The organism is Azospirillum sp. P4_B5 (assembly GCF_056402275.1).
On record NZ_JBFUHT010000083.1, the window covers coordinates 1 to 11,119 of the forward strand.

Sequence of the window (11,119 nt, forward strand, 5' to 3'; positions counted from 1 at the left end):
ATCACGCTGCGGCGCGCCTGCGGGTCGCGGATGGCGTTCAGCAGGCCGTCGCGGGCGTTCAGCGGTTCTCCCGCGACGTACATCTGCGTCACGAACCGCCCGGTGCCGGGCACGATCACCGCGTAATGGATGTGCGGCGTGCGGCCGGGGTAGGGCACCGGCTTGATCGTCCGGAACCGATAGACTCCGTCCAGGGCCACCGCCGCCCGCCCGTAGCCCTGGAAGTTCCCGTCGAACCGGTCGTGACCGGGTGCCCGCGGATGCCAGTAGATCCCCTGGGCGTCGCACTGCCAGATTTCGACCACTGCGCCGGAGACCGGCCGCCCGGCGCGGTCGAGGATCCGTCCTCCGATGTGGGCGACGGTGCCCAGTGCCTGGGTGGCGGCCCCGTGAACCCGGACGAGGTCGTGGTCGATGTCCGCGGGCAGGCTGGTCGGGTAGAACGGGCCTTCCGTCTGGCCGGGCGTCGGGACGAGGGTCGTGGCGCGGGCCGGTCTGGAGAGCAGGGCTGTGGTGCTCAGCGTGGCCACGCCCGCCATCAGGGTGCGGCGGCTGACGCTGCGGTGTTCCGGCATGGCCGCCTCCCGTCCTGTGTTCCGAATGCACGCCGGCGGCGGGCAATCCTGTCCAGGTCATATGGGACGCGAACGCGTTGCCGGTGAGAGGGGATCCAAGGCAAATTCCAGCGGTGATGGGCAGAAGTGAGAACGTATTGAGAACATCCGGCAAGTGCCGTATCGTCGCTTTCCTGGTGCGCTGCCTCCTCCAGGTTCTGGAAGGGGTCGGCCGACAGCTGGAGAATGGGAACCGCGGGCGCGTGCGGAGTGGAGCGGAATATGGCGATGAAGGTGTTCGTGTGGTCGCGTGCCGAAATCGAGGACGGGGCCGCGGAAGGCGCCGATGCCGTGATCTCGGTGCGGATGCATGCCGATCGCGGATCGTTCGAAACCCTCGACACCGCGATGGCGCAGGCTGTCCTGGGCGACGTGGACGCCATGCTGGTCCTGCGCTCCGACGACATCGGCGTGCCGCGGCTGGGGGCGCAACGCGGGCCAACGGACGAGCAGATCGCCGCCGTGATCGATTTCGCGCGGGCGATCCGCGCCGGCCAGCCCGACGCCACGCTGGCCATCCACTGTGAACACGGGCGAAGCCTGTCCCCGGCATTGGCCCTGGCGGTGCTCGCCGACGAGCTCGGCGCCGGCCGCGAAGCCGAGGCGGTGCAGCGGCTGCTCCGATTGGACCGCGATGGGATCATGGCTCCCAACCCCCTGGCGGTGCGGCAGGCCGACGATCGGCTGTGGCGTTACGGTGCCTTGGAGGCGGCGTTGGCCGCCGCGGCGCCGCGCTTTGCGGCTGTTCGGGACACTTGGAACCGGGTGGCCAGTCCGGCTGGCGTCCGGGCCGCGCCCCGCCTTCAGAGCAATCGAAAACGGCGGATCCGTGCGCTCGATCAAGACGAGCAGGAGATCCGGGAGTAGCGCGTTTCGTTGCCCCTGCTGACGTGGTGCTCCACAATGCGCCACTGGCGGCATTGCCAAGTCCACACATCAGAACCTGAAGGACCCGATCGATGACGGTGAGCAGCGCCGTGGACCTGTTCGACCGTTTGGCCACGGAGGCCGCCGACGATTGGGCGGCTTACGTCGACCACACGTTCGTCCAGCAGATGGGACGGGGGACGCTGCCGGTGGCCTCCTTTCGCCACTACCTGGTGCAGGACTACCTGTTCCTCATCCACTTTGCCCGCGCCTATGCCCTGGCCGTCTACAAGGGCCAGTCGCTCGACGACATGCACGCCGCCTTCGGCGGGCTGAAGGCCATTCTTGACGTGGAGATGGACCTGCACGTTCGGCTCTGTGCCGGTTGGGGCCTGTCCGCCGCGGAGCTGGAATGGGCGCCAGAGGCCAAGGCGACGCTGGCCTACACGCGGTATGTGCTCGAGACGGGGCTGCGCGGTGACCTGCTCGATCTGCACGTTGCCCTTGCTCCCTGCGTCGTGGGCTACGCCGAGATCGGCACGCGCTTGGCCGCCAGCCCATCGGGTTTAGCGGCCGGCAATCCTTATCGTTCCTGGATCGCCGAGTACTCGGGCGACGCCTACCAGGAGGTGGCGGCCGGCGCGCGCGCCACGTTGGACCGCTTGGCCGCACGCGGCATGACCGAGCAGCGGTTCCCGCAGCTGCTGACGACCTTCCGGCAGGCCTGCCGCCTGGAAGCGGATTTCTGGCAGATGGGGTTGACGCGTGCGGACTGAGTTTCAGACCGGCGGGTTGTGAAGGGATGGGATGGCAGTCCCACGGAGCGGAGATGGGCACGATCAGGGATCTGGATCAGGTGTTCTCGGGGCTGATCCGTTCGTCCTTCCGGCAACGCTTCCAGCTGGAGCCCCGCGATCAGGCCTACCTGAGGGACAAGGGGTTTACGACGGTGCTGGCTCACGCACGGGACTTCATCGGCAAGCGGCTTGCGCCAGCGGAACCCGTCAACGACGGCAAACAAACGCCGTTCCGCGGGCATCCAGTGTTCACTGCGCAGCACGCTACCGCAACATGCTGCCGGAGCTGCTTGGAGAAGTGGCACGGCATTCGCCGCGGACAGGCCCTCAACGAGGAGGAACGCGCCCATGTGGTCGCGGCGATTGAGCGTTGGCTGCAGGAGAATGCCGCGGAGACGTGACGCCGGCGCCGTCGATTGGACGGTGCTGCCGCCACGGCAGAAAGGCCGGTTTGTGGCGTGGTGAAATGGGCGCCTTTTGCCACACCGGCGACTCGGAACCCCCGCGCCCGGAGTCGTGTTGCAAAAGTCGTGGCAAAACTCAGTGGTGAAAGGGCATGGGAAAGGCCGCTGCCACACGTACCACGTCACGCCTGATCGGGTATGCCCGAGTGTCTACCGATAATCAGCGGTTGGACCTGCAGATCGATGCCCTGACCAAGGTGGGGGTAGAACCCGAGGATATCTGGACCGACACCGCGTCCGGCCTGACGGTCGCGCGGCCTGGCTTGGCCGGCGCGCTGAAGGCGGTGCAGCCTGGCAACGTGCTGGTGGTGTGGAAGTTCGATCGCTTGGCCCGTTCGACCTTGGAGTTGCTGAAGATCGCGGACCAGCTCAAACGCAAGGACGTCGGTCTACGCAGCTTGACGCAGGGCATCGACACCGGCGGCCCGGCGGGGGCTCTGGTCTTCGCGATACTCGCTGCCGTTGCTGAAATTGAAGCCACGATGATCTCGGAGCGAACCATTGCTGGGATGGAGGCGGCGAGGAGCCGCGGCGTTCACCTCGGCCGACCTCGAAAGTTGACCGACAAGCAGTGCGCGATGATCGAGACCCTGCTCAGGAATCGCCATGGTGGTCAGACGGCCCGGCAGATTGCCGAACAGTTCGGGGTGGAGCGTACGACCATGTACCGTGCTCTGCGAGAACACCGCACTCGTATGGGCAGGGCTTGAAAGGTGGGCGTCAGCCGCGATTGCTCCGTTCTCGTAAAAGGACGATGCACTGCGAACTCGCGACCAAGCGCCTCGATCAGGAGCTGTGGAATGCAGATGGATGACCCCTTCGATCTCCAGCGGTTCATGAACGCACAGGAGCCAGTCTTCGCGACTGTGCTTGAGGAATTACAAGACGGGCGCAAGCGGAGCCATTGGATGTGGTTCATTTTCCCGCAACTGCGCGGCCTTGGCCGCTCGGCCACAGCCGAATTCTATGGCATCGCTTCCCTCAGCGAGGCGCGCGCCTATTTGGCACATCCGACGCTCGGCCCACGACTTGAAAAAGCGACGCGCGCCGTGCTGGCTATCCAGGGGCGAACGCTTCATGAAATCTTCGGCTCTCCGGACGACATGAAGTTCCACTCCTCCATGACCCTGTTCGCCTTTGCCGCAGAAGAGGCCGCGACCCTCTACCAGGAGGCGCTCGCGCGCTACGGCGATGGCCGAATGGACAAGGCGACGCTGGCGCTGCTGGGAAGTTCCGGGGCGGCCGAACCCAAGTTGTGAAAGGGGGCGAACTGGTAGCAGCGGTCGTAGCTATGGGTGAGTGGAAATACACTGGCGCGGCAGCCCAGCGAATACCGCCGTGCCAGCAACCCCGGCAATTGAGCTAGGGGGTGACCAGTTCGGCGATCTTAGCCGCGACGTCTGCCATCGGCTCTTCTGCAGTGCTCAGGCCGCTTCGCGAGCCGAGTAGGGGGCTGACTTCACGGAGCGCTTCATACGTCGTGTTATGCACGATGGGAACTAACAGGTCACGCGCCAGGAGTGCCGAAAGCTCTTTGTCGGCGATACCCTCTGCTTGGACGCGTCGCAGCAGCGCAGGGGTCACCAGCACAATTCCGACTCGCGACTTTGCCAGTCCCTTGTCGATTTCGCGGAGCAACGACGTGCCGAGAAGGACATCCTTCTCGCTGAACCAGACCGAGACACCGCGCGACTCAAGCAGATCGTGCAGCTCCTTGGCAGCCCCTCTCCGGTCATCCCACGCGTGACAGAGAAAGACGTCCCGAAGGTCAGGCCCTGACGCTCGCCTCTCGACGCTTTCGCGGATCGGCGTGAGCGCCCGCACCTCGGCAGGCGTGTACACTACGGACGAACCTGCTCGCGACCAGCGCGGCCTTCCGCTGCTGCTGGACCCGCCGATGCTACTCCGGAAGCCCGCACTGCCCCCCAAAAGGGAATATGATGGGTACGAAGGCGACCCATAGCTGCTGTAGCTTCTGTATCCGCCACTGCATTCAGGACATTCCGCTCGGCCACTCGCTGTGCGATGTCCTCGTACTGGTGCTGTGCATCTAGACATGTATCAGATGATACATGATACAATCTCCAATCTCAAGCGCTAGCGCAAAGCGACCTCCCTTCCCTCGGCTGTGGCCCCGGTCTGATCTCCGATCCGGTCGGCCAACCCAAGTCAGTGGCGTTCAGCGTCGAGGGCAAGACTGACCTTGCCCGCCGGGACGGCGCGCTCCATGGCGTTCAGGAACTTGATGAACTCCTTGTGGGTGTGTTTGGGCAGGCAGCGCCCGACCACGGTGCCGTCCAGCGTGTTCAGTGCGGCGAACGGGGTAGTGGTGCCGTTGCGCTTGTAGTCGTTCGTCATCGTCCCGCACTTGCCCGGCTGCAGCGGCAAGCCGGGTTGGGTGCGGTCGAGCGCCTGGATTTGGCTCTTCTCGTCGATGGACAGCACCACTGCATGGCACGGCGGATCCATGTAGAGCCCGACAATGTCCTCGACCTTGGTCGCGAACGCGGGATCGCTGGAGCGCTTGAAGGTGCGCAGCCGATGCGGCTGGAGGCGATTGGCCTCCCAGATGCGCTGCACGGCGCGCAGGCTGATTGCCGACCGTCTTGGCCATCGCCCGGCCCATCCAGTGGGTGACGGCGCCCGGTGGTTCCGAACAGGTCAGCGCCAGCACCTTGGCCACCGTCGTGGTCGGCAGGGTGCCCGGCCGGGCTTGCGCGTCTTGTCGCGCAGCAGCCCATCCACCCCCTGTTCCGCGTAGCGCTCCTGCCAGCGCCAGACCGCCGGGCGGCTGACACCGGTCAGGCGCGCCACCTCCAGAACGGGCAGCCGCTCGGCCGAGAGCAGGATGATGTTGACCCGCTGAACATGCTTCTGCGGGCGGTTGCGGTCGGCAAGGATCGCGGCCAAGCGCGCGCGATCCTCCGGTCCTACGATGACGCTGACGGTCTGGGCCATGCCGACAGAATCGCACCTCGGCGGCCCGTTGTGAAACTTACGTCTGTGTCAGTGCACTAATGACCGTAATCTGGCACTGGATATCGTTCGAGTGTGGATGTTCGCAAGTGGCGGATAGTGTTGAAAAACTCCTGTGCCTGACGGAGCGAGAAATTTCCCGTCCTGCCTTAGCCTCATCGCGCGGTGGTGTCGTTTTGAAGTCCCGACGATATAATACATCATTTCTTGAAAACCGCTGCGAAGCACTCGCCAGGGGCTTTTCAACACTATCGGCGCAAAGCAGGCGGCCTCACTCTCCCGGAACGGGCGGCAGCCGCCGAGCCAATCGAAGCGCGGTGAAAGGAGGCAGTAGGGATTTGGGTAACCACCGACAGGTTTCTAACTGAGGCTGACCCGCACTGAATCCGCTCGTCCATCGTCGCACGACCTTACTCGGAAATTGAAGGAGGTCTCAATTACATTCTATCAGGACGGCATCAGGGCGGCGTAGATCGACCGGAACAGGCCAGAGTCCTATACGCCGCCAGGAACAACTATCATTTGCAAAATTTCTGAAATTTTCCGTGCAGGATACCGAATGCCACCCCCCCACTGAATGGACCACTCCGACTCTCTTACAACTAGAGTTGACTACCCATCCGAGGGATGTATGCTGATAGGCGGTTTGTAGGGGCGCTTCCGACTTTGGGAGCGCGGCACTGCCCTGCTGTCGGTTTGATTGCTACACATTTAGCTACGTGGATTCCATGCTTGCGCGAGCCTATGACCTGTTCATCAGCCATGCTTGGAAATATGGCGAGCGTTATGATGGGATCGTGCGCCTACTGAACTCAGAGGAAAGGTTCTCCTGGCGAAATTACTCGGTGCCGCAGCACGATCCTCTGGTCGACCCTGAAACGACGATTGGTAAGCGCAAGCTCACCGGGTTGCTGAGGGAGCAGATCCGGCAATGCTCCTGCTTCATCCTTGTCGCGGGTATGTATGTGTACCACCGCGAATGGATCCAGATCGAAATAGACATCGCGACGGGCTATGGAAAGCCCGTTATCGGCGTTCGCCGCCGTGGCGCGCAAGTGACCCCGGCTGAGGTGATTAGGGTTTCCGACAGAGTCGTGAACTGGAATACGCACTCCTTAACCGCCGCCATCAGAGAAGTTTGCAGATAAAAGTACGGATAATCCGGAGGAGAATAGTGAAAAAATTGTGCTTTGTTGTGATGGGCTTCGGGAAAAAGACTGACTTTGTTACGGGCCGCACCCTAGATCTGAACGCGACCTTTGAGGAAATCATAGATCCAGCGGTTACAGCGGCTGGGTTAGAGTGTGTGCGCGCTGATAAAATTCTGGAATCAGGCGTTATCGATGCGCCGATGTACGAGATGCTGTTCCGCGCGGATCTAGTGATCGCAGATTTATCCACCGACAATATTAACGCAGCCTATGAACTGGGTGTGAGGCACGCACTACGGCCGTACTCGACTATTGTGATGAAAGAGGCCGCAGGCCAGTTGCATTTCGACCTGAACCATGTGTGTACCTTCAGGTATAAGCATATGGGGGAGGACATCGGTGCTAAGGAGGCGCGTCGAGCCATCAACGAACTGACGGTCATGGTAAAGGCCGTCATGACCGAGCAGAAGAGTGATAGCCCTGTTTACACTTTTTTGCCGAAGCTGCGGCAGCCGCAAATGTCAGAAACGGAGTTTGAGGAATTTGTTGAGGAAGCTAAGACTGCGGGAGAGGATCTCTCTGCATTCGTGACAAATGGTAAGCTGGCTATGAAGGAGGACCGCTTCGAAGACGCGGAACGAGCCTTCGCGGCAGCTTACGCGCGCCGCCCCGATGAACCGTATGTGGTGCAGCAACTTGCATTAGCTGCCTACAAAAGCAAAACCCCAACGAAGATTAAGGCGTTGCTTAGAGCGCAAGCGCTGATTGAAACTTTGAATCCAGCGGAGTCGACTGACCCCGAGACACTCGGCATAGCGGGCGCGATTCACAAGAACTTGTATTTAGCTACCAATGATCCTGCTGAACTGGATTTAGCGATCGAGTTTTACGGCCGCGGCTTCACAATCCGCCGCGACTATTACAACGGCGAAAACCTAGCTCTTTGCCATGATTACAGAGCTGAAATTCAAGAAGACCCAAACGAAGCGTCCTTCGAGCGAATCTCCGCGGCCAAGGTTCGCCACTCAGTGGTGAAACTGCTGACGGAAGTCGTAAACGCAGCCCAGTTCAGCGAGCGTAGCGACCGCAAATGGGTCTTTGCAACACTTGCTAACTGTTCTTTCGCCTTAGGGCAGCCAGATCGAGGACTCAGGTACGAAGAGGCTTTTCGCGCAGAAGGCCCAGCTGGATGGGAAATTGATACTTACGAGATGAACAAGGCTGCGGCCATTCGGCTGGCAGAAGCAGTCTAAGTATAAGACGCACAAACGCGGAAGCCCAACGAGGAGCAAGAATCATGGCCTACTTCACAGTCGACGAGGCGCAACGCGCCTTCACGCGACGTGCAACGCGCACAATGACTCGCAAAAGCGCCGATCAATTGCTTCGGGAGGAGGCTCAGATCTCCTCTTCCATGACATCATTTGACGTTTTTCTGTCCCATTCCTATGAAGACAAGGAGTTGATGCTGGGCGTTAAGCAGTTGATCGAAGATGAGGGGAGGACTGTTTATCTCGACTGGGTGGTTGATGCTCACCTAGACCGAAGCAAAGTCACCGCTGAGACTGCCGATCTACTGCGCAAGCGGATGGGTCAATCTAAATCTCTGGTTTTTGCCGCAACAAAGAACTCGCCAGAATCGAAGTGGATGCCATGGGAACTCGGCTGGTTTGACGGAGCGAAACCAGGCCAAGTGGCAATCCTTCCGCTGGTTGCGTGGGATGGAGCTTCGTTCGAAGGCCAAGAGTATCTCGGTCTGTACCCCGTGGTCGAAAAACTGCGAAACACCAACAATGCCATAGAGACATACGTCACGAAGCGCGGCGGCTACCGCGGGTTCAAAGCATTTGCATCTGGGCCGGGCCAGTTCTCTGCCCGTTAGCAGGAGACGCGGCGCGTCCCATCCGCGCCGTTTCCGCGTGGATGGGCACCAAATCCATCGGCGGCAGTGACATAGAGGGCCTCCTGCAGAAGTATCTCCAACGCCAACCTGCACGAGGCTCTCCAGATTACGCCCCTATACAAGCTCGGACCAGTTCGTCAACGTTTTGTGGGGCAACAGTAGCCCATAGCCGTGTTACAGAAGGCAAGTCGGATTTGGGAAGTGCTGTTGGTCTGCCTCTCGCCATCATCGGCCACCATTCCATCCAACTTTTAGCAGTGGACGCCAGCCCTGCCTTTGTGGCGAGCCCGCAACCGACCATTCGCGTTTTTGGGATATCTTGAGCCTTGAATTCCCCCGAGATGCTCCTACCTAAAAAGAGTTAACAATTTTGGAGGGCGGGGAATGGGACTTCCTAGGACCTTTGTCGGCTTCAGTAGCACAGACATCCGTTATTACCGCTTGATGCTTGCCTGGAAGGAAAACGAGCACATAGACTTCAATTTTACTAATTGTCAGCTTGATCAGGAGATCAATTCGGAGAGCGAGACTTACATCAAACGCAAGTGCCGCGAGCGGATCGACTTGGCTGGTACGTTTGTGAGTTTGATCGGGCAGGACACTCGCAGCAAGCACAAGTATGTACGCTGGGAGATGGAGGTCGCTATCGAGAAGGGGTGCCGAATCATCGGCATCAACCTCAACGGTTCCCGCCAAGTCGTTGACGCAACCTGTCCACCGATCATCCGGAACATTGGCGCCATCTTTGTCCCATTCTCGCCAAAGATCGTCGCATACGCCCTTGAGAATTTCAAGAAGAAAGACAACGACGACTGGCACTATAAGGATGAGATATACAAGGAACTTGGCTATTGAAGGCAGGATATATGCAGGAGAAGGACTTCCCGGCCCTATACCGCTCGGCTAACGAACTCTCGTTAGCCTCGCAGGCGCACTTTTTTCGGGCTTTGAGGGTGCACCTTGTGACCCTGGTGATTGCCGCAATCCTGTCAATCATCAGCGTCTCGCATTGGTCTATTGGCGCACTCCAACTCATTGCACTGCTCGGTGCCCTCGGCTGCTCGATCTACCTGTTCGCGATGCGGCCAGACAGGCTTTGGTACGCGGGCCGGGCCGTGGCCGAGTCCATCAAGACCATCACATGGCGCTACGTCTGCCGCGCCGAGCCATTTCAAAATGACGACGCAGGTGCTCGGAACGACTTCCACCAGAAGCTTAAGGCGATCATCGAACAGAACAGAGAGGTCTGCCAAGCCCTCACCAAGCACCTAGACGAGGCGCAGATAACCCCAGTCATGAATCAGATGCGAGCCCAGACCTTAGAGAATAGAAGGGCTACCTATGCATCCAGCCGGATCGCGGATCAACTCACTTGGTATGCGAACAAGGCGACATTCAATCGAAGCAGGTCTAGGTACTTCTTTTGGGCTCTAATTGTCACCAACGCCATTGCTGTCGTCTGTGCTATTCTGCGTATCGTCTACCCGGACCAACCGTTCTGGCCGACCGACGTGCTCGTGGCGGCAGCAGCCAGTCTCTTGAGTTGGATGCAGGCTAAGAGGTTTTCAGAACTCGCAGCGTCCTATGCGCTCGCAGCTCACGAGATCGGACTCATCAAGGAGCAGTCGCAACTCTCTCATACCGACGAGCAGTTCTCCCTCTTCGTGGGTGACGCTGAGAACGCTTTCTCTCGTGAGCATACTCAGTGGGTGGCGCGCAAAGACGTTTGAACATGCCGATGACCGTGGTCAAAGGGGTCGTGAACCCCAGAAGCCGCAGCACCGCTACACCCTGGAGGAGTTGTTGGCCGGCATCACGCCGGATAACAGGCCCGACTTGGTTGATTGGAGGGCGGATGTTGGGCGGGGGCCTCTGGTCATGTCCAACAACGGCCAGCAGGAGCAAGGCTGGGTTCTCCAGCTTACCGACCTGGACATGGCAGGAATCGCCGATGCGCTGACACGCGGCACAGGCGCTGACTGCCCGGCACAGGAGATCGAGGTGCTGGCGCTTGCTCCAGCTCTGAGCCAGGGCTGTGGCGTTGACGAACATATTGCAGCTATTCGCCACCGGACGCATGTGCTGGTTGTGGCCAGGACGGAAATCGGCTGGACGATCGTGCCGCCGGAGGAGTTGGATGCGGCGGTCACGCAGTTGGAACAGGCGCTGGTGCTCTACCGCCAAGTGAAGGAGCATCTGAACACCTCGATAAACCGCCCCTAAGCGCGTGTTGATGCCGATGAGGGGGCACGCGGCTTGAAAGGCGGCGTTTTTTAGGGGCTGAACTCTCGGTTTTGGCTGAAAAGGCGGAAATATGCGGCGGTTTTGGCGCTATACGGGCGCAGTT

13 protein-coding genes and 1 pseudogene are annotated in these 11,119 nt (G+C 60.4%); 11 read left to right on the forward strand and 3 right to left on the reverse strand.

The window, feature by feature from the left end:
- Window positions 1-575 (reverse strand): dioxygenase family protein (locus tag AC1DVI_RS31175; protein ID WP_476961277.1); only part of this gene is annotated, 575 nt, incomplete at its 3' end.
- A gap of 261 nt (window positions 576-836) precedes the next feature.
- Between AC1DVI_RS31175 and AC1DVI_RS31180 the strand changes: the two genes are divergently transcribed.
- The 5 genes from AC1DVI_RS31180 to AC1DVI_RS31200 all read left to right on the forward strand — a co-directional run bounded on the left by AC1DVI_RS31180 (window position 837) and on the right by AC1DVI_RS31200 (window position 4,001).
- Window positions 837-1,481 (forward strand): hypothetical protein, encoded by a 645-nt coding sequence (locus AC1DVI_RS31180; protein ID WP_476961278.1) that lies wholly within the window; start codon window positions 837-839, stop codon window positions 1,479-1,481.
- 92 nt (window positions 1,482-1,573) lie between these two features.
- A complete protein-coding gene (gene tenA / locus AC1DVI_RS31185) occupies window positions 1,574-2,257 on the forward strand; it encodes a thiaminase II (protein WP_476961279.1) in 684 nt (227 codons plus the stop codon).
- Window positions 2,258-2,310: 53 nt separating this feature from the next.
- Window positions 2,311-2,679, forward strand: coding sequence for a DUF4186 domain-containing protein (locus AC1DVI_RS31190; RefSeq protein ID WP_476961280.1), 369 nt, complete (start codon window positions 2,311-2,313; stop codon window positions 2,677-2,679).
- Between the two features lie 155 nt (window positions 2,680-2,834).
- Window positions 2,835-3,452: a recombinase family protein gene (locus AC1DVI_RS31195; protein ID WP_476961281.1), complete on the forward strand. Its 618-nt coding sequence runs from the start codon at window positions 2,835-2,837 to the stop codon at window positions 3,450-3,452.
- A 90-nt stretch (window positions 3,453-3,542) separates the two neighbouring features.
- On the forward strand, window positions 3,543-4,001 hold the full coding sequence (locus AC1DVI_RS31200) for a DUF1810 domain-containing protein (protein WP_476961282.1): 459 nt from the start codon (window positions 3,543-3,545) through the stop codon (window positions 3,999-4,001).
- Between the two features lie 103 nt (window positions 4,002-4,104).
- On the opposite strand, the gene AC1DVI_RS31205 is transcribed toward AC1DVI_RS31200, so the two are convergent.
- Together AC1DVI_RS31205 and AC1DVI_RS31210 are read right to left on the reverse strand one after the other, a co-directional pair.
- Entirely contained in the window at window positions 4,105-4,584 is a 480-nt protein-coding gene (locus AC1DVI_RS31205; RefSeq protein WP_476961283.1) for a toll/interleukin-1 receptor domain-containing protein, read from the reverse strand.
- Window positions 4,585-4,929: 345 nt separating this feature from the next.
- Window positions 4,930-5,700: pseudogene (locus AC1DVI_RS31210) on the reverse strand (IS630 family transposase); the annotation flags it as partial.
- Between the two features lie 746 nt (window positions 5,701-6,446).
- Between AC1DVI_RS31210 and AC1DVI_RS31215 the strand changes: the two are divergent.
- The 6 genes from AC1DVI_RS31215 (at window position 6,447) to AC1DVI_RS31240 (ending at window position 10,995) form a co-directional block, all read left to right on the forward strand.
- Window positions 6,447-6,866 carry a TIR domain-containing protein gene (locus AC1DVI_RS31215; protein WP_476961284.1) on the forward strand — a complete coding sequence of 140 codons (420 nt, stop codon included), beginning with the start codon at window positions 6,447-6,449 and terminating at the stop codon, window positions 6,864-6,866.
- Window positions 6,867-6,892: 26 nt separating this feature from the next.
- Window positions 6,893-8,122: a tetratricopeptide repeat-containing protein gene (locus AC1DVI_RS31220; RefSeq protein ID WP_476961285.1), complete on the forward strand. Its 1,230-nt coding sequence runs from the start codon at window positions 6,893-6,895 to the stop codon at window positions 8,120-8,122.
- Window positions 8,123-8,166: 44 nt separating this feature from the next.
- Complete coding sequence (locus AC1DVI_RS31225) at window positions 8,167-8,751, forward strand: hypothetical protein (RefSeq protein ID WP_476961286.1); 585 nt, start codon at window positions 8,167-8,169, stop codon at window positions 8,749-8,751.
- A gap of 405 nt (window positions 8,752-9,156) precedes the next feature.
- On the forward strand, window positions 9,157-9,627 hold the full coding sequence (locus AC1DVI_RS31230) for a TIR domain-containing protein (protein WP_476961287.1): 471 nt from the start codon (window positions 9,157-9,159) through the stop codon (window positions 9,625-9,627).
- Window positions 9,628-9,638: 11 nt separating this feature from the next.
- The gene (locus AC1DVI_RS31235) at window positions 9,639-10,502 is read left to right on the forward strand and encodes a DUF4231 domain-containing protein (RefSeq protein WP_476961288.1); all 864 of its coding nucleotides are present in this window, start codon (window positions 9,639-9,641) and stop codon (window positions 10,500-10,502) included.
- 148 nt (window positions 10,503-10,650) lie between these two features.
- Window positions 10,651-10,995, forward strand: a complete 345-nt coding sequence (locus tag AC1DVI_RS31240; protein ID WP_476961289.1) for a hypothetical protein — start codon at window positions 10,651-10,653, stop codon at window positions 10,993-10,995.
- Window positions 10,996-11,119 lie beyond the last annotated feature (124 nt).